Source organism: Dyella kyungheensis, assembly GCF_049913195.1.
Taxonomy (GTDB): domain Bacteria; phylum Pseudomonadota; class Gammaproteobacteria; order Xanthomonadales; family Rhodanobacteraceae; genus Dyella; species Dyella kyungheensis.
The window spans coordinates 4,448,551-4,464,900 of record NZ_CP183983.1; the positions used below are offsets into that span (position 1 = coordinate 4,448,551).

Below are 16,350 nucleotides of genomic sequence, written 5' to 3' on the forward strand. Positions count from 1 at the left end.
AGGCGCAACCGGGGCTGCAGGCTCAGCGGGATTTCACCCAGGCGGCCTAGACTGGGCTGGCGCGCGGCACCCGCCGCTTCAGCGAGCACGGCCCATGTCACCCTCTTCCGATCAGCTTCCGGCCGTCATCGCCGACCACGGCCGCGTGACCCAGGCCATCCTGGATTTCGTGAGCCAGATTCCGGACAGCCAGGTGCCCGGCGCCCGCGAACCCGAGAAGGAGGCCCGCCGCCTCGCCACCCGGGCACAGCAGCGCGCCGCCCTCACCGCGGGCTCGCTGGCGCTCCCGCCGGGGCCGTTGGGCTGGCTCACCGTGCTGCCGGAGGTCATCGCGATCTGGAAGATCCAGGCGCAGATGGTCAGCGACATTGCCGCCGCCTACGGCCAGCATTCGGAACTGGGCCGCGAGCAGATGCTGTGGTGCCTGTTCCGCCACACCGCCGCGCAAGCCTTCCGCGATCTGGTGGTGCGCGTGGGCGATCGCCTGCTGTTTCGCCGCGTTACCTTTGCCGTGGTCGAACGCGTGACCAAGACGATCGGCATCAAGGTGACCCAGCGTGCCGTCAGCAGCAGCCTCTCGCGCTGGATTCCGGTGGTGGGCGCGGTCGGCGTGGGCAGCTACGCCTACTACGACACCGGACAAGTGGCGCGTACCGCCATCGCCATGTTCAGCACGCCGTTCGCGACCGAGAGCGTCGACGAAGCGCCCGTCGAAACCACGGCCTCCCCGACGTGACGCCACGCGTGCTTTACGGCAAGCTCCCCGCTCGGCCGCGTCACGCAGGAGCCCACGCATGAATGCACGTCACGAGCGTCCCGTCGCGCTGATCACCGGCGCCGGAAAACGCGTGGGCGCGGTGATCGCCCGCACCCTGCATGCGGCCGGCTATGACCTGGCCCTGCACCATCGTCACTCCGCCGCCGACGCGGAATTGCTGGCCGCCTCGCTGGAACGCCAGCGCAGCGACAGCACGTTCGTGTTGCAAGCCGAGCTGGCCGAGCTGGAAGCGCTGCCGGGCATGGTGCAGCGCGTCCTCGCCCGTTTCGGCCGTCTCGACGCCCTGGTCAACAACGCCTCCGCGTTCTATCCCACACCGGTGGGCAGCGCGACCCTGGCACAGTGGAACGAACTCTTCGCCTCCAATGCGCAAGCACCGTTCTTTCTGGCGCAGGCTGCGACGCCTGCGTTACGCGAAGCACGTGGCGCCATCGTCAACCTGGTGGATATCTACGCGGAACGTCCGCTCGCCGATCATCCGATCTACTGCATGGCCAAAGCCGCGCTGGAAGCGATGACGCGCTCACTCGCACTGGATCTCGGCCCCGACGTACGCGTCAACGGCGTCGCCCCCGGCGCCGTGATGTGGCCGAGCGACGGCAAGCCGTACGACGACCAGCAGGCCATGCTCGCCCGCACCCCGCTGCAACGCGCGGGCTCGCCGGAGGATGTCGCCGGCGCCGTGCTGTGGCTGCTGCGCGATGCCCCGTTCGTGACCGGACAGATCATCCGCGTGGATGGCGGGCGTACGCTTTCGGTGTGATTAAAAAAGGGGCGCCGTAGCGCCCCTCTCTCGATGCATGTCGCTTCCGGCGGCTTATTTCTTCGGCTTGAACGCCTGCTCCAGCATTGCCTGGTCGAAGCCGTATCCCACTTCGCCATCTTCGGCATAGCGATACAGCGCGGCGGCGTAGATGCCTTGCAGCGAGGCCTGGATCAGGCCGAGCAGGGTCAGGCCGACGACGACGATCACGATGGCGGCGATGATGGCGGTGATCGACTGGGTGGCGAATGCGCCGCCGATCAGGCAGGCCGCCAGCACGATCGCGATGAACATCAGCAGGCCGAACACCACGCCGATGCCGGCGTTGCCGATGATGTTCTCGCCCCAGGTGCGCTTGAGCAGTTCGACGCTGCGCGAAATGGCTTCGGTCGGGCCCACGTCCTGGCTCGCCAGCACCGGCACGACCAGGAAGGTGGCGACCGTCCAGGCAAGGCCGAGGAAACCGGCTACCAGGCGGCCGATCAGGCCCAGGCGTTCCTGCAGTGCGCGCAACACCAGACCCACGGTGGCAGCGATCAAGGCGTAGCCGAAGATGTTCGCGATGCGCGAGCGGGCAATCGCCATGCCTTCGCCGAAGCTGGCGGGTTCGCCACGCAGGCGGGCGAGCGCGGCACCGGCCAGTGCCGTGTTGAAGAAGATGATCACGAAATACTGGGCCAGGTAGAACAGGAACAGCAACACGTAACCGCCCGCACTTATGCGTTGGCCGTGCTCGACCACGTGGCCGGCGGACACCATGGCGGCGATGATCGGGATCAGGAAACTCGCCGCCACCAACAGGCAGCAGATGCTGGAAGCAAGCGGAAACATCAACAGCGACTTGTCCGAACGCAACACTTCCGCGCTGGCCTTCATCAGGCTCCAACTGCGTGCAAAACGACCTGCCATATCCCCTTCCCCCATTCCATGTTAGGTGGTTGGGTTTCTAGCATTACCGCAGGGCCGGGGACAGTGCTGGGGCGCGCTTTCGTGACCATGCCGTGCGCCTAGGCACGGCCCGGGCGCTACCAGGGGCGACGCTTCTTCCTGAAGACGACCCGCTCGTCGAACGCTTCATACAGCAGCACCAACACGCCGCCCGCCGCAACGGCCGCAAGCAGCAAGGCCACCAGCCACGAGTCGTAGAAGAACCAGTGCGCGTGGAAGCCCAGCCAGCCGGTGGCGAGCAGCGTCACGACGACGAGGACAAGCGGCGTTCCATAGCTCACCGCGGCTTCGCATCCCGGGCAGGTGCGTACGCCGTGCCGCGCTTCGCTGCGGCAATGCGGGCAAATCGCGTAGCGAATCGCCGTGGCATTCTTCATCTCGTTCGCCATACGTCCTGCCATGGGCGCTGTTTTCACTGCCTGGCGCGGCAGCGAAATGAGCAGCTTGGATCTTGCGTGACGACACCGACGACGTCGCCGCGTGAGCGGCCTTCGCCGCACCGCCCTGCGATTGCGCGCAGGACTGACATGTCGCCCGAGGCGACGATGCGTACGGTAATTGGCGCAGGGCGCCGCGAGGAATCAGATAAACCTGAAAAGCGGTCCGTTGTTCGAAGGCGACGACTTGCGGTGGCACCTCATGGCGCGCACCTGACGTCGATCGCTCGCGGGAAACGGCACATCAGCGCAGCATGCCCCAACGAAAACAGCCTGATTTACAGCGGCTCGACGACCAGCGGCTCGCTATCCGCCGGAAAAGCCGACCACAGCGCAGCCATCGTCTCTCCCGTGACCGGATGCTTCAGTTGCGGCGCGATGTCCGCGATCGGCCGGAGCACGAAGGCATGGCGAAGCTCCTTGCGCGGAAGCTCCAGATGACCTTCGCCCTGAAGCACGAGGTCGTCGTACAACACGATGTCCACATCGAGCGTGCGGTCGGAATAGCGCGGCACGTCGCGGCGGCGACCGTGGCGATCTTCCAGCGCGTGCAGCCACGCGTTGAGCGCTTCGGGCGAAAGATCCGTGTCCAGCCCCACGGCCAGGTTCACGAAGTCGGCGCCGTCGAAGCCCACCGACCGGCTGCGATAAGCCGGAGAGACGGTGAGCGCGCCGAAGCGCGCGCGCAACTCGTCGAGCGCGGCGCGGAGATAACGCAGGGGTTCCAGGTTGGAACCCAGGCTCAGGTAGGCACGTGCCATCGATTCAACGCGTCACTGCGGTCGTATGCCGCGTTCGATGCGCACGCCGACCGACTTCGCGCCGCGAACAGCGCCTGGCTTGGAGAGTTTCAGCCGCACCCACGACACCCCGAATTCTTCCCGGATGATCGCTGCGCATTGCTCCGCCAGCGTCTCCACCAGGCCGAAGCTGGAGGTGCCGACGTAGTCGATCAGGCGCTTGGATACGTCCTTGTAGTTGAGCGTGAGCGCAATGTCGTCGCTCGCGGCGGGCACGGTGTTGTCGAACGCCATTTCGATGTCGAACGACAGCGTCTGCCGCACGCGGCGTTCCCAGTCGTAGATGCCGATCACGGCATCGATGCGCAGGTCTTCGATGAAAACGATATCCATGGGAATAGGGTAGCGATCTCTCTGGGAGAGCGCACCCATGGAAGCAGCACCGTCACATCGCCGGCGGCAGCGTTTCCAGGTCCCAGCGCGGAAACACCTGCACCGTTTCGTCCTGGTGCTGGCCATGCGCCAGGCGAATGGCGCCGGCCAGGGCGATCATGGCGCCGTTGTCGGTGCAGAAGGCCAGGCGCGGGAAATAGGTCTGGAAACCGTCCTTCTCACCGGCCGCCGCCAGTTCCGCGCGCAGGCGCTTGTTGGCGCCCACGCCACCGGCAATCACCAGACGCTTCGCGCCGCTGGCCTGCAGGGCGCGACGGCACTTGATGATCATCGTGTCGACGATCGCTTCCTCGAACCCGCGCGCGATGTCGGCGCGGGTCTGGTCGCTCTGGTCCGACTGCTGCCAGGCGAGCAGCACCTGGGTTTTCAGGCCCGAGAAGCTGAAATCGAGGCCGGGGCGGTCGGTCATCGGGCGGGAGAAGCGGAACGCGCCTGGCGTGCCCTGCTCCGCCAGCTTGGCCAGCGCCGGCCCTCCGGGATAAGGCAGGCCCATCAGCTTGGCGGTCTTGTCGAAGGCTTCGCCGGCGGCGTCGTCGAGCGTATCGCCCAGGATCTTGTATTCGCCGATGCCCTTCACCTGCACCAGCATGGAGTGGCCACCCGACACCAGCAGCGCCACGAACGGCGGCTCGGGCGGGTTTTCCTCCAGCAGCGGGGCCAGCAGGTGACCTTCCATGTGGTGCACGCCGATGGCCGGCACGCCAAGGGCCCAGGCCATGGCCCGGGCCGCGGAAGCCCCCACCAGCAGGGCGCCGACGAGGCCGGGGCCAGCGGTGTAAGCTACCCCTCCCAGGTCGGCCGTGGTCAGGCCCGCCTGGGTCAACGCCTCGCGCACCAGCGGCAGCAGTTTTCGCACATGGTCGCGACTGGCCAGTTCGGGTACCACCCCGCCGTATTCGGCGTGCAACTTGATCTGGCTGTAGAGAGTATGTGAAAGCAGGCCGTTGCCAGGCGCGCCGGGTTCCCAGCGCAACAGGGCCACACCGGTCTCGTCACAGGAGGTCTCGATGCCCAGCACCGGCTTGTTTGCCGGGGGGTTGGATTGGGGCTTTGAAATTGCTGTCGTTTCCACGTTATACTTCGCGGCTCACCGTATTCAAACGGCTCGTTCAGGCGAGCCAGTCTAACACTTGGAGTCTCCATGCCCAGCGTAAAAGTCCGCGAGAACGAGCCGTTCGAGCTTGCCCTCCGTCGCTTCAAGCGCACCTGCGAAAAGGCCGGCGTCCTGGCTGAAACCCGCAAGCGCGAGTTCTATGAGAAGCCGACCCAGGAGCGTAAGCGCAAGCGCGCTGCCGCGGTGAAGCGTCACCTGCGTCGCCTCTCGCGCGACACGTCGCGTCGCACGCGCCTGTACTGAGCCCGCCGTCCGCCTGGCGGACGATCCGTGGTTCGGGCGCCTCTGGCGTCGTTACAGGTAGCTTGGCAGCTGGCGCGTTTCAATCCGCTGCCGCTGTCTTCGTAGACCTACACTAGCCGGCGTTGCCTCAAGCAACGCCGGCTTTTGTGTTTCCCGAGGAAAAGACCCATGACTCTGAAGCAACAGCTCACCGACGACATGAAGACCGCCATGCGTGGCGGCGAGAAGGATCGCCTGGGCGTGATCCGGCTGATCCTGGCGGCGATCAAGCAGCGCGAAGTGGACGAGCGCATCGAGCTGGACGACGTGCAGACGCTGGCCGTGCTGGAGAAGATGGTCAAGCAGCGCAAGGATTCGATCAGCCAGTTCGAGGCCGCGAGTCGCCAGGACTTGGCCGACATCGAGAAGGCCGAGATGAAGGTGATCGAGGTCTACCTGCCGGCCAAGCTGGGCGACGAGGAAATCGATGCGCTGATCACCGCGGCCATCGCCGAAACCGGCGCCAGCTCGGCCCGCGACATGGGCAAGGTGGTGGCGGCAGTCAAGGAAAAGGCCGCCGGCCGCGCCGACATGGGCGTGGTGTCGAGCCGCATCAAGAGCCGTCTGGCCGGCTGATCGCCCGCCACTGCTGCCGGCGCCACAAGACGCTGGCAGGGGCTGCCGGCCATCGCCTGAAGGCCGGCAGCATCACCGAACCTGCATCGTCTGCACGACGGCGCTGCACGGCCTTCACATATCGGAACCTACAACGGCACGGCCACCGGAGCCTCCGGTGCCCTTCTCCAATGGGAGCGACACATGCTTAAGTGGGCCATCATTCTTGCCATCGTTTCGATCGTTACCGGCTGGCTGGGCTTCGGCACGCTATCGGGCGTGACCGGTGCGATCGCCAAGGTGCTGTTCGCGATCTTCATCATCCTGTTCCTGCTCGCCCTGCTGGCGGTGTTCGGCATCATCCACATGGCCTAGCAAGCAGGCGCTTCGAGGGCCTCAGTCGATGATGCGCTCCATGCGCCGGTGGTCGGGCACCCGGCCGCGTTCGTTGGCGAGTCGCGATTTGCGCTCGCCGACGACCTTGAAACCGGCGCGGCGATAGAGGGCTTCGGCGCGGGGGTTGCTGGCGGCGACGTCGAGCACCACGCGGCTGCGGCCCACGTCGCGGGCCATGCCCACCAGTTGATCGATGAGCGCGCGGCCCACGCCGTGCCCGCGCAGTTCGGGCAGCACGGCGAGATGGGCCAGGTAATGCATGTCGCCGTGGGGTGGCTGGATCACCGACTCCACGCGCAGACCGCGCGCGATGACGCCCAGGCCGCGGCGCAACCCATAGTGACGAAGGATCTGGCGGGCCGCCGCCAGCGTGAACCGCCATTTGGCTTCGGCGCCGAAACCCGCGCCCACCGCCACCACCTTGCCCTCGACCTGGCCCACCCAATGGTTGCGCCAGCCGAATTCGCCGGCGCCGTCGACGAAGCAATGCTGCAGGAAAGCCCGCGCATCGCCGCCGTCGCGGGTGGTGAACACATAGTCGAAGGCCACCGGACCGGAGCTGTAGATCAACGGCACGGCCACGGCGGCATCTTCCGGCGCCGCCGGACGAAACCGCACCTGCAAGCCCGCCCTGCCCATTCCCAGCACATGTCCCATAGCACCCCCGGCCTTCGCCACGCCCCGGGTATCAGCATAGGGCAGCCTGATGTAAGCGCTAGTGGGGCACCAGGCCCTGGCTGGGGGTAAAAGCGGCCAGAGTCCTGCCGCAACCGATAGACTAGGGTGCTTATGCGCGGACGTATTCCTGACAGCTTCATCGACGAATTGCTTGCCCGCGTCGACATCGTCGACGTGATCGAGCGGCGCGTGCCGTTGAAGAAGGCGGGACGCGAATGGACCGCCTGCTGCCCCTTTCACAACGAGCGCTCGCCGTCGTTCTACGTGAGTCCCGCCAAGCAGTTCTTCCACTGCTTTGGCTGCGGTGCGCACGGCAGCGCGGTGAAGTTCCTGATGGACTATGAGCGCCTGGAATTCCCCGATGCGGTGGAGGAACTGGCGCAGTCGGTCGGGCTCACCGTGCCGCGCGAAGGCGGCGACGACCGCGTACAACGCGAAGACAAGACCGATCTCTACGCCCTGCTCGATTCGGCCGCGCGCTGGTACGAAAACGAACTGCCGAAGAACGCCGAAGCACAGGCGTACTGCAAGAAGCGCGGCCTCGATGCGCAGACCATCCAGCGTTTTCGCATCGGCTGGGCGCCCGCCGGCTTCGATGGCGTGATGAAGGCACTGGGTGGCAGCGAACGTCGCACGCAGTTGCTCAACGAAGCGGGCATGGTGGCCAGCAACGAGCGCGGCAGCCGCTACGACCGTTTCCGCGAACGTCTGATGTTTCCCATCCTCGATCGCCGCGGTCGCGTGATCGCGTTCGGCGGACGGATTATTGCCAGCGCGCCGGCTGTCCGGGAAGGGCAACCCGCGCCGCAAAAAGAGCCCGGCCCCAAGTACCTCAATTCGCCGGAAACGCCGCTGTTCCACAAGGGCCGCGAACTGTTCGCGCTGTGGCAGGTGAAGCAGGCGAACCCGAGCCTGGCGCGCATCGTGGTGGTCGAGGGCTACATGGATGTGATCGCCATGCACCAGGCCGGCCTGCCCATCGCGGTGGCCACGCTGGGCACGGCCACCACGCCCGAACACACCGAAGTATTGTTTCGCGCGGCACCCGACGTGGTGTTCTGTTTCGACGGCGATCGCGCCGGCCGCGCGGCCGCGTGGAAGGCGCTCGAATCGGCGCTGCCGCGCCTGCGCGACGGCCGCCAGGCGTACTTCCTGTTCCTGCCTGATGGCGAAGATCCGGATTCGCTGATCCGCAAGGAAGGCAAGGACGGTTTCGAGAAACGCCTGAAGGCCGCCACACCGCTCTCCGAATACTTCTTCGGCGAGCTGGCGCACGACGTGGATACCGCCAGCCTCGATGGCCGCGCACGCCTCGCCGAACGCGCCCGCCCGCTGATCGCGCGCCTGCCCGATGGCGCGTTCCGCGACCTGATGGCACAGGAGCTGGAGAAGCGCACCGGTGCGCGCGCGACGCTGGAAAATTCGCCGGCACCACGCACGGCGTTGCAGCGCCCTACCGTGGTGCAGCGTTCACTGGTGCGCAGCGCCATCGCCCTGCTGCTGGCCCAGCCCGGCGTGGCCGAACAGGTGGAGCGCCCCTACGGGTTTCTACGCATGGACAAGCCGGGCGTGGAACTGCTGGCCGAACTGATCGACATGGCCCGTTCGCGCCCCGGCATCAACTCCGCCATGCTGGTGGAACATTTTGCCGAACGCGCCGAATACCCGGCCCTGCAGAAGCTGATGGCCGCCATGGTGGTGGGCGAGCCGGAAGCCCAGCGTGCGGAGTTCTTCGACGCCCTGCGACGGATGGAAGAGCAGGCCGTGATCCAGCGTCGGGACTGGCTGACCGCCAAGAGCCGCGAAGGCCACCTCGACAGCGCCGAGAAAGCCGAACTGCGCGAACTGCTGGCCGCGCGAGTCACCACGCGTCCGTCCTGACCCGTGAGACAAATCCTGGGGTGCAGTCCTCCTCGGCATGAAAAGAACAGGGTTCTAACTATTGGCCCTGCAAGATTGCGCCTCAGCCCGGCCCTCTTCCGTATGGGAGCAGGGGCATGGAGCGCCCCTGCGCTGCCGCAAGCGTACGGACGTCTTCGTATGGGATCATCGGCCCCTCTTGTGAGTCACGGTTAGTCCGCCCTGCATGGAACTGCTTGAACGACTGGTCACGGTGTTCGCCGAAAACGGCTACCTCGCGGTATTCATCGCGTTGTTGCTGTGCGGCGCCGGCGTGCCGTTGCCCGAAGACATCACCCTGGTCGCGGGCGGCGTCATTGCCGGCCTGGGCTATGCCAACGTGCACACCATGTTCGGCATCGGCATGGCCGGCGTGCTGGTGGGCGATTCGGGCATGTTCTTGCTCGGCCATCATTTCGGCGCGCGCATCCTCAAGCTGCGCTTCGTCGCGCGCGTGCTCACGCCCGAACGCTACGCCAAGGTGCAACACAAGTTCGAGCGCTACGGCAATCGCCTGATGTTCATCGCGCGCTTCCTGCCGGGCATGCGCACCGCCGTGTTCATCACCGCGGGATCCACCCATCGCGTGTCGTTCCTGCGCTTCTTCCTGCTCGACGGACTGGCCGCGCTGATCAGCGTGCCGATCTGGGTCTACCTGGGGTACTTCGGTGCCGACAACCACCAATGGCTGGCGATGTGGATCCATCGGGGCCAGAACGGCCTGTGGCTGGTCGGCGCCGCGGCGCTGATCGTGGCGCTGGTGCTGTGGTGGCGGCACAAGCGGCGGGTGGCGTGCGAGTCGGGTTCGCAGTGACGCCTGTCCGCGCATGACCGCGCACACCCTGAGCGAAAGCGAGTACGACGACGCCGTTTTCGAGAACCTCGATCTCACCGGCGCCACGCTGGAAGGCATCCGCTTCCGCGACTGCAGCTTCACGCGCTGCAACTTCAGCGAGGCGACGCTCGCCCGCTGCCGCTTCAGCGACTGCCAGTTCCAGGACTGCAACCTCAGCCTCGCCACCCTCACCGGCAGCGGCTTCGATGGCGCGACCTTCACCGACTGCAAGATGGTCGGCATCCACTGGACGAAAGCCCACTGGCCACGCATACGCACGGCCAGGGCCCTCGTTTTCCGGCGTTGCGTGGTGAACGACTCGTCGTTCTTCGGGCTGGACCTGCGCGAGTGCGAGCTGACCGAATGCCGCGCCATCGACGTCGACTTCACCGACGCCAACTGCGAGGACGCCGATTTCCGCGATACGGACCTGAGCGACAGCGTATTCGCACGCACGCGGCTGGTCGGCGCCAACTTCACCGATGCGCAGAACTACCGCATCGACCTCTTCAACAACGACATCAAGCGTGCCCGCTTCTCGTTGCCCGAAGCCGTTTCACTGCTCTACAGCCTCGATATCGAACTGCAGGAATGACCGGGCTTCAGCGCGGCCTGAGCGCCGGGGTCGATGCCACGCTGCCCGCGTCCTGCCGATGCCACCAGCCGCCACCGAGCGCCTGGAACAGCGCCACCGTATCGGCATAGCGCGCCGCCCTCGCCTGCACCGAACTCAGTGCCGCTTGCTGCCAGACGAGCTGTGCGTTGAGCATCGCGCTTTCGCTGAGGTCGCCCAGGGCGAGTTGGCGCCTGGCGATATCCAGACTGTGTTCGGCGGCTTGCTCGGCCCGCTCGGCAGCAGCCAGCGCACGCGCATCCGCATCGATGGCGTGCAGCGTGTCCGCCACGTTCTGCACGGCACCAAGCACGGTGCTTCGGTACTGCGCCGCTGCCTGGCGATACGCAGCCTCGGCACCGCGCTGCTTGTGCTTCAGCGAGCCACCGTCGAATAAAGGCTGCGTCACTGTTGCGCCCACCGCCCAGAAGCCGCTGCCCGCCGCGAACAACTGGCTGGTTCGTTCCGAGGCGCCGCCCAAGGACGCGTTGATCTGCACGTTGGGCAGGCGATTGGCAATCGCCACGCCGACCTGGGCACTGGCCGAATGCAGTTGCTCTTCCGCCGCGCGCACATCCGGACGCTGTTCGACCAGCTGCGCAGGCAGGCTGATCGGCAGTTCGCTGGGCAGTTGCAGCGCATCGAGCTGAAACTGGGCATCGATGGGCTGATCCGGCGTTCGCCCGGTCAAGGTAGCCAGGAGATCGCGTTGTTGCGCCAGCTGCTTGTCCAGCGGCGGCAAGGTGGCGCGGCTTTGCTCCAGTACGGCGACCTGCACCGCGATGGCCGCATCGGACGCATCGCCCAGCTCGTGTTGCCGCTTCAGGGTAGCGAGGATCGTCTCCTGCTCGCCGATGATCTTCCGCGTCAGTTCCATCTGCGCGCGCAACGAAGCTTCCTGGATCGCCGCGTTCACCACATTGCTGGTCAGAGTGAGATACGTGGCTTCCAGCTGAAAGCGCTGTGCATTGGCCTGGGCCGCCAGCGACTCCACCTGCCGACGGTTTGCGCCCCAGATGTCGAGCGTATAGGACACGCTGACCTGCGTGGTGGTCAGCGTGTACAGGTCGGCGTTCGATGCCACGCCGCTGGCGACGTCGTTGGCATCGTTCTGGCGCGTGGAATTCGCGCTGGCGTTGACGGTCGGAAAGTACGCACCGCGCTGTGCATACACCGATTCCCAGGCGACCTGCAGCGCGGCGTGAGCCGCCTCGATATCGGCGTTGTGTTTCAGCGCGTCATCGATCAGGCCGTTGAGCGGCGCGGAGTGGAACAAGGTCCACCACTGGCCGGGAATATCCATCGAGGCCAGGACGTGCTGCGCCTCGCCGCCCGGGCCCTCCGCCGACGCCGTGTCGGTAGCGATGGGCGTCGGTGCATAGGCGCGAGCCTGGGGCGCCTCGGGCCGCTGATAGTCCGGGCCGACGGTGCAGCCAGCGAGCGCGATGGCCACGCTGAAGGCGAGCACGGAACGGTATGGGGTCTTGGTCATGATCACAGCTCCCGCGAAGGATGCGGACGGCGCTTGCGGCGATGGCGCTCGATATAGCGCTCAACGGCGAAGTAGAAGCCGGGAAGAACGAACAGCGTCAGCAGCGTGGCGATGGGCAGGCCGCCCACCACCACCGTGGCGAGACCGCGTTGCACGTCGGTGCCTACGCCTGTCGCAAGCGCCGCAGGAAGCATGCCGACGCTGGCCACCGTGGCAGTCATCAGCACCGGGCGAAAGCGCTCCGCGGCTCCTTCCAATACGGCATCACGCAGCGCATGCCCGTGCCTGCGCACGCGGTTGATGTTGGACACCATGATGATGCCGTTCTGCACCGCCACGCCAAACAAGGCGATGAAGCCCACCGCCGTGGCGATATTCAAGGTCTCGCCGCGCAGGTGCAGCGAAATCAGGCCGCCCACCGTCGCCAGCGGCACCACCGCCAGCACCATCACCGCCTGATGCAGCTTGCCGAACTCGGCGAACAGGAGCACCAGCATGATGCCCATCACCAGCGCCATCACCACGGCCAGGCGGGCTTGCGCACGCCGTTGGTTCTCGAACGTGCCGGCCCATTGCAACTGGGTGTTCTGCTTGTCGAAGTGCACCTTGGCATCGATCTGCTGCTGCGCGTCGGCCAGGTATTCGGACAGGGCGCGATCGCGGTTGTCCACGCGGATGGTGATCTGCCGCCGGCCCTCCTCATGCGCAATGGTGCTTTCGCCGGTCCTGAAGCGGATATCCGCGACCTGCTTCAACGGTACCTGCGCGCCTCCGGCCGAGGTCAGCGGCAGTTGGCCGATCGCCTCGATGTTGTTGGCGGTTTCGTTCGATACACGCGTGGTCACGTTGTAGATACGGTCGCCCACATAGACCTGGGTCACCGGCGCCCCGCCGATGGCCGTCTGGATGAGATTGCTGATATCGCCGATGTTGATGCCGTAGCGCGCCGCCGCATCGCGGTCCGCCGTGATGGCCAATTGAGGAATCGGCGGCTCCTGGAAGATCGACGCTTCGGCCGTGCCGCGTACCCCATGCAACACGTCGACGATCTGGTTGCCCACGCGACGCAGTTCGGCGAGGTCGTCGCCATAGATGCGCAACACCAGCGGACTGTGCGCGCCGCCGATCATGTCGTTCTCGCCATCGACGATCGGCTGGCTGATGCCCACCGAGACGCCGGGAATCTGCTGCATGCGGGCATTGAAGCGGCGCAGGAAGGCCGCCTTGTCATCGCCACGGGGCCAGCTGTCGTACGGCTTGAGTCCAACGCCGGCCTCGACGTGCGACGGCGTCCACGGATCGGTGCCGGTATCGTTGCGCCCCAGCTGCGTCACCACATAGGACACCTCGGGAAACTCGCGAATCACCCGGCGAAGATCGGCGGTCATCTCACTGGCCTTGTCCAGCGACAGGCCGGACGGCATCTGCACCTGCAACCACAACGAACCTTCGTCCAGCTCCGGCAGGAACTCCCGGCCGATGGTCGCGCCCAGCAGGAGCACGCCGAGCAACGCCACGCCGGCTATCGCATAGACCACCGGCAACCGCCCAAGCAGCTTGCCCAGCATCGAGGTGTACGCGGCCTGCAGGCGCTCCAGCGGCTTGTTGCGGAACATCTTGCGCGGCTTGCGCAAGGCGAAGTACGCCAGCCCCGGCGTGAGCGTCACCGTGCACAGCAACGCGGCCAGCAAGGCATAGCCCACGGTGAAGGCCATCGGCCGGAACAGCTTGCCCTCGGCGTGCTCGAACGCGAACAGCGGCAGGTAGGCGGTGATGATGATCAGCGTGGCGAAGAAGATCGAGCGCCCGACATGCTTGGTCACCGTCATCACGTCGTCTTCGGTCAGGATCGAGTTCGGCCTCTCCTCGCGGCGCCGCAGGATGGCCTCTGTGACCACGATGGTGCCGTCCACGATCACGCCGAAATCGATCGCGCCGAGCGAGAACAGGTTCGCCGGCATATGGGTGAACTGCATCAGGATGAACACGGTGACCAGCGACATGGGAATCGCCACCGCCGCCACCATCGCCGAACGGGGGCTGCCCAGGAACAGGATGAGCACGATGCACACCAGCCCCACACCTTCCATCACGGTGTGGAATACCTTCTCCTTGGTCGCATTCACCAGATCGTCGCGATCGATGTACGGCACGATACGCACGTCCTGTGCGGCCAGTTGCTGATTGAGCTTATCGACCGTGGCGTGGATGTTCTCCAGCACGCGCGAGGGGTTCTCGTACTTGAGCAGGTCGACGATGCCTTCGATGGTGTCCGGATTGTTGTCCTTGCCCAGGATGCCCTGCCGCACCTGGTGGCCGTACTGCAGCTTGCCCAGGTCGCGCACCAGTACGGGCACGCCGTTGCTCTGGGTGACCACGATGTCCCCCAGTTCCTTCAGCGTGTGCACCATGCCGATGCCGCGCACGATGTACGACTGGTCGCCCCGCGTGATGCGTCCTCCACCCGCGTTCGACGTGTTCGAGGAGATCGCGCTCGTCACCTGGTTCACGCTCACGCCGTAGTGCAGCAGTTGGGCGGGATCGAGTTCGAGCTGGAACTCCTTGGTGAAGCCGCCGAAGATGTCCACGTTGGCGACGCCCGGAATCTTCTGCAGCGCCGGAATCACCACCCAGTTCTGCAGCTCTGACAGCTGCATCAGGTTCTTGCTGGTGGATTCGAGCGTGTAGCGATAGATCTCGCCCGCGGGACCGGACACCGGATCGAGACTCGGCGTGATGCCCGGCGGCAGCGTGGCTTGCGCGATGCGCTCCGTCACGCGCTGGCGCTCCCAGTAATCTTCGGCACCGTCCTTGAAGACCAGCGTGATCAGCGACAGGCCGAAGGTGCTGCTGGAACGCATGGCCACCAGGCCGGGCGTTCCAGCCAGCGCGCGTTCCAGCGGCGTGGTGATCTGCTGCTCGATCTCTTCGGCAGCAAGTCCCGGCACCTGCGTGGTGACCTGCGCGGTGACGTCGCTCAGTTCCGGGTACGCCTCGATGGCCAGCTGCGTCCACGAGTAGTAGCCGAAGCACAGCACCAGCACCGCCACCACGATGAAGATCACGCGCTTCTGGAAGCAGAAGTGGAAGATCGCATTAATCATTGAGCAGGACTCCGCCCTTCACCACCACGCGATCGCCGGCCTTGAGTCCCTTCACTACCCGGGCATCAGCGGATTCGTCATAGCTCAGCAACACCGTGCGACGCTCGAACGTCCACGGCGACACTTCGACGAATACGGTGGTGTTGTCGTTGTTCATCAGCAGCGCGGACTCAGGCACGAAGACCTGCGCGGGTTGCGGCACCGCGATGCTGGCCTTGGCGAACATGTTCGGCTTCAGGCGTCCATCCGTGTTCGCGAACACGGCGCGCACCATGTCGCGGCGCGTGTCCGCCTGCAACACCTGGCTGACAAACGCCACCTGGCCGTGGAACAGTTGATCGGGATAGGCCGACAGCGTGGCGTCCACGGCTTGTCCCTTGGCGATGCCGCCCAGGTCGGATTCGGGCACGTTGGCCGTGATCCAGACCGAGTCGAGATCGGCGATGGTCATCAGTGGCGTGGTGGTGTCGTTGGCATACGTGCCGGGAGTGGCAGATAGCGCCGTCACGTAACCGCTTACCGGTGCGGTGATGCGGATGCTTCGCGCGGAGCCGCCCTGGCCCGAGATGTTGATCGACTGCAACCGCGTCTGTGCGCGATCCCTTTCTGCTTGCGCCTGGTTGTAGTTGCTTTGCGCCGCTTCCAGATCCTTCACCGCATTGCCGCCCGCCTGCTGCACACCGTGTGCACGCTCGAGACCCTTCCTGGCCAACGCGAGCGCGTCGGTGGCCTTGGCCACATCCGCATAGGCCTGTGCCATGTCGCCGGATTCGATCACCGCCAGCAGCTGGTTGCGCGCGACATGGTCGCCCAGCCCAACCTTGAGTTCGGTGATGCGCCCGGTGAGCGGCGCGACCACGTTGGCGGTGCGCGCCGGGTCCGATTCCACCGTGGCAGGAAACACCAGCGCGCGGGGTGCGGTGCGCATTTCGACGGGCGCCATGGTGAGCGCCTTGCGCAGCGGCGAACCATCGGGCACACGCAGCATGCCGTGTTCTTCCACCAACGGCGGAGGCGATGCCTGATCGTCGGCGCGATGAGAACATGCGGCCAACGACATGACGGCGAAGGCGATGAAGAAAGCTGTGAGTCGATGCGTCATGGGTAATCCCCTGCAGTACTTGGCATGCATGCCCGTCACGGTCACCGACCATGAGGCAATGTTTTGCGAAGGGGATGGCGCGCGTCTCGTCAGGAGACCGAGCGCATGACCCGCTCGCGGACTGGCCGTGGTCGGCCGCCGCGTGCGGGTGTCACTCCGGA

Annotated in this window: 17 protein-coding genes; 8 read left to right on the plus strand and 9 right to left on the minus strand. The window is 65.8% G+C overall.

Going from position 1 to position 16,350, the window contains the following annotated elements; translation table 11 throughout:
* Positions 1 to 94: 94 nt before the first annotated feature.
* Positions 95 to 736 (plus strand): hypothetical protein, encoded by a 642-nt coding sequence (locus ACN9MB_RS20020; protein ID WP_204637761.1) that lies wholly within the window; start codon positions 95 to 97, stop codon positions 734 to 736.
* Positions 737 to 794: 58 nt separating this feature from the next.
* Positions 795 to 1,541, plus strand: coding sequence for a pteridine reductase (locus tag ACN9MB_RS20025; RefSeq protein WP_426270032.1), 747 nt, complete (start codon positions 795 to 797; stop codon positions 1,539 to 1,541).
* 54 nt (positions 1,542 to 1,595) lie between these two features.
* Here ACN9MB_RS20025 and ACN9MB_RS20030 read toward each other — a convergent pair whose 3' ends face one another.
* The 5 genes from ACN9MB_RS20030 to tsaD all read right to left on the minus strand — a co-directional run bounded on the left by ACN9MB_RS20030 (position 1,596) and on the right by tsaD (position 5,137).
* On the minus strand, positions 1,596 to 2,450 hold the full coding sequence (locus ACN9MB_RS20030) for a DUF6159 family protein (RefSeq protein ID WP_426270033.1): 855 nt from the start codon (positions 2,448 to 2,450) through the stop codon (positions 1,596 to 1,598).
* A 116-nt stretch (positions 2,451 to 2,566) separates the two neighbouring features.
* Positions 2,567 to 2,878: a hypothetical protein gene (locus ACN9MB_RS20035; protein ID WP_426270034.1), complete on the minus strand. Its 312-nt coding sequence runs from the start codon at positions 2,876 to 2,878 to the stop codon at positions 2,567 to 2,569.
* 326 nt (positions 2,879 to 3,204) lie between these two features.
* On the minus strand, positions 3,205 to 3,687 hold the full coding sequence (folK, locus tag ACN9MB_RS20040; RefSeq protein ID WP_426270035.1) for a 2-amino-4-hydroxy-6-hydroxymethyldihydropteridine diphosphokinase: 483 nt from the start codon (positions 3,685 to 3,687) through the stop codon (positions 3,205 to 3,207).
* A 12-nt stretch (positions 3,688 to 3,699) separates the two neighbouring features.
* Positions 3,700 to 4,059 (minus strand): dihydroneopterin aldolase, encoded by a 360-nt coding sequence (folB, locus tag ACN9MB_RS20045; RefSeq protein ID WP_204637789.1) that lies wholly within the window; start codon positions 4,057 to 4,059, stop codon positions 3,700 to 3,702.
* 52 nt (positions 4,060 to 4,111) lie between these two features.
* Positions 4,112 to 5,137 carry a tRNA (adenosine(37)-N6)-threonylcarbamoyltransferase complex transferase subunit TsaD gene (gene tsaD, locus ACN9MB_RS20050; protein ID WP_426271954.1) on the minus strand — a complete coding sequence of 342 codons (1,026 nt, stop codon included), beginning with the start codon at positions 5,135 to 5,137 and terminating at the stop codon, positions 4,112 to 4,114.
* 123 nt (positions 5,138 to 5,260) lie between these two features.
* Between tsaD and rpsU the strand changes: the two genes are divergently transcribed.
* The 3 genes from rpsU (at position 5,261) to ACN9MB_RS20065 (ending at position 6,445) form a co-directional block, all read left to right on the plus strand.
* On the plus strand, positions 5,261 to 5,476 hold the full coding sequence (rpsU, locus tag ACN9MB_RS20055; protein WP_014404075.1) for a 30S ribosomal protein S21: 216 nt from the start codon (positions 5,261 to 5,263) through the stop codon (positions 5,474 to 5,476).
* 168 nt (positions 5,477 to 5,644) lie between these two features.
* Positions 5,645 to 6,091, plus strand: coding sequence for a GatB/YqeY domain-containing protein (locus tag ACN9MB_RS20060; RefSeq protein ID WP_204637791.1), 447 nt, complete (start codon positions 5,645 to 5,647; stop codon positions 6,089 to 6,091).
* A gap of 183 nt (positions 6,092 to 6,274) precedes the next feature.
* Complete coding sequence (locus ACN9MB_RS20065; protein ID WP_204637792.1) at positions 6,275 to 6,445, plus strand: DUF1328 family protein; 171 nt, start codon at positions 6,275 to 6,277, stop codon at positions 6,443 to 6,445.
* 21 nt (positions 6,446 to 6,466) lie between these two features.
* Here the strand turns inward: ACN9MB_RS20065 and ACN9MB_RS20070 are convergent, their stop codons facing one another.
* Positions 6,467 to 7,084, minus strand: a complete 618-nt coding sequence (locus tag ACN9MB_RS20070; protein WP_426270036.1) for a GNAT family N-acetyltransferase — start codon at positions 7,082 to 7,084, stop codon at positions 6,467 to 6,469.
* Between the two features lie 171 nt (positions 7,085 to 7,255).
* Between ACN9MB_RS20070 and dnaG the strand changes: the two genes are divergently transcribed.
* The 3 genes from dnaG to ACN9MB_RS20085 all read left to right on the plus strand — a co-directional run bounded on the left by dnaG (position 7,256) and on the right by ACN9MB_RS20085 (position 10,473).
* Positions 7,256 to 9,025, plus strand: coding sequence for a DNA primase (gene dnaG / locus ACN9MB_RS20075; RefSeq protein WP_426270037.1), 1,770 nt, complete (start codon positions 7,256 to 7,258; stop codon positions 9,023 to 9,025).
* 205 nt (positions 9,026 to 9,230) lie between these two features.
* On the plus strand, positions 9,231 to 9,857 hold the full coding sequence (locus tag ACN9MB_RS20080; RefSeq protein WP_204637794.1) for a DedA family protein: 627 nt from the start codon (positions 9,231 to 9,233) through the stop codon (positions 9,855 to 9,857).
* A gap of 13 nt (positions 9,858 to 9,870) precedes the next feature.
* Positions 9,871 to 10,473: a pentapeptide repeat-containing protein gene (locus ACN9MB_RS20085; protein WP_426270038.1), complete on the plus strand. Its 603-nt coding sequence runs from the start codon at positions 9,871 to 9,873 to the stop codon at positions 10,471 to 10,473.
* A gap of 7 nt (positions 10,474 to 10,480) precedes the next feature.
* On the opposite strand, the gene ACN9MB_RS20090 is transcribed toward ACN9MB_RS20085, so the two are convergent.
* From ACN9MB_RS20090 to ACN9MB_RS20100, 3 genes are read right to left on the minus strand one after another with little or no spacing between them, the layout of a single operon-like run.
* Positions 10,481 to 11,983: an efflux transporter outer membrane subunit gene (locus ACN9MB_RS20090; protein ID WP_426270039.1), complete on the minus strand. Its 1,503-nt coding sequence runs from the start codon at positions 11,981 to 11,983 to the stop codon at positions 10,481 to 10,483.
* Between the two features lie 2 nt (positions 11,984 to 11,985).
* Positions 11,986 to 15,087 (minus strand): efflux RND transporter permease subunit, encoded by a 3,102-nt coding sequence (locus tag ACN9MB_RS20095; protein WP_426270040.1) that lies wholly within the window; start codon positions 15,085 to 15,087, stop codon positions 11,986 to 11,988.
* Complete coding sequence (locus ACN9MB_RS20100) at positions 15,080 to 16,189, minus strand: efflux RND transporter periplasmic adaptor subunit (protein ID WP_426270041.1); 1,110 nt, start codon at positions 16,187 to 16,189, stop codon at positions 15,080 to 15,082. The genes ACN9MB_RS20095 and ACN9MB_RS20100 overlap by 8 nt, the downstream gene beginning before the upstream one ends.
* Between the last annotated feature and the right edge of the window lie 161 nt (positions 16,190 to 16,350).

Bases quoted from the DNA above. Each gene is read 5' to 3' on its own strand.
- folK (WP_426270035.1), bottom strand. From the start codon at position 3,687: ATGGCACGTGCCTACCTGAGCCTGGGTTCCAACCTGGAACCCCTGCGT.
- dnaG (WP_426270037.1), top strand. From the start codon at position 7,256: ATGCGCGGACGTATTCCTGACAGCTTCATCGACGAATTGCTTGCCCGC.
- ACN9MB_RS20035 (WP_426270034.1), bottom strand. From the start codon at position 2,878: ATGGCGAACGAGATGAAGAATGCCACGGCGATTCGCTACGCGATTTGC.
- ACN9MB_RS20095 (WP_426270040.1), bottom strand. From the start codon at position 15,087: ATGATTAATGCGATCTTCCACTTCTGCTTCCAGAAGCGCGTGATCTTC.
- ACN9MB_RS20090 (WP_426270039.1), bottom strand. From the start codon at position 11,983: ATGACCAAGACCCCATACCGTTCCGTGCTCGCCTTCAGCGTGGCCATC.
- ACN9MB_RS20030 (WP_426270033.1), bottom strand. From the start codon at position 2,450: ATGGCAGGTCGTTTTGCACGCAGTTGGAGCCTGATGAAGGCCAGCGCG.
- ACN9MB_RS20020 (WP_204637761.1), top strand. From the start codon at position 95: ATGTCACCCTCTTCCGATCAGCTTCCGGCCGTCATCGCCGACCACGGC.
- folB (WP_204637789.1), bottom strand. From the start codon at position 4,059: ATGGATATCGTTTTCATCGAAGACCTGCGCATCGATGCCGTGATCGGC.
- ACN9MB_RS20085 (WP_426270038.1), top strand. From the start codon at position 9,871: ATGACCGCGCACACCCTGAGCGAAAGCGAGTACGACGACGCCGTTTTC.
- ACN9MB_RS20065 (WP_204637792.1), top strand. From the start codon at position 6,275: ATGCTTAAGTGGGCCATCATTCTTGCCATCGTTTCGATCGTTACCGGC.
- ACN9MB_RS20060 (WP_204637791.1), top strand. From the start codon at position 5,645: ATGACTCTGAAGCAACAGCTCACCGACGACATGAAGACCGCCATGCGT.
- rpsU (WP_014404075.1), top strand. From the start codon at position 5,261: ATGCCCAGCGTAAAAGTCCGCGAGAACGAGCCGTTCGAGCTTGCCCTC.
- ACN9MB_RS20100 (WP_426270041.1), bottom strand. From the start codon at position 16,189: ATGACGCATCGACTCACAGCTTTCTTCATCGCCTTCGCCGTCATGTCG.
- ACN9MB_RS20080 (WP_204637794.1), top strand. From the start codon at position 9,231: ATGGAACTGCTTGAACGACTGGTCACGGTGTTCGCCGAAAACGGCTAC.
- ACN9MB_RS20025 (WP_426270032.1), top strand. From the start codon at position 795: ATGAATGCACGTCACGAGCGTCCCGTCGCGCTGATCACCGGCGCCGGA.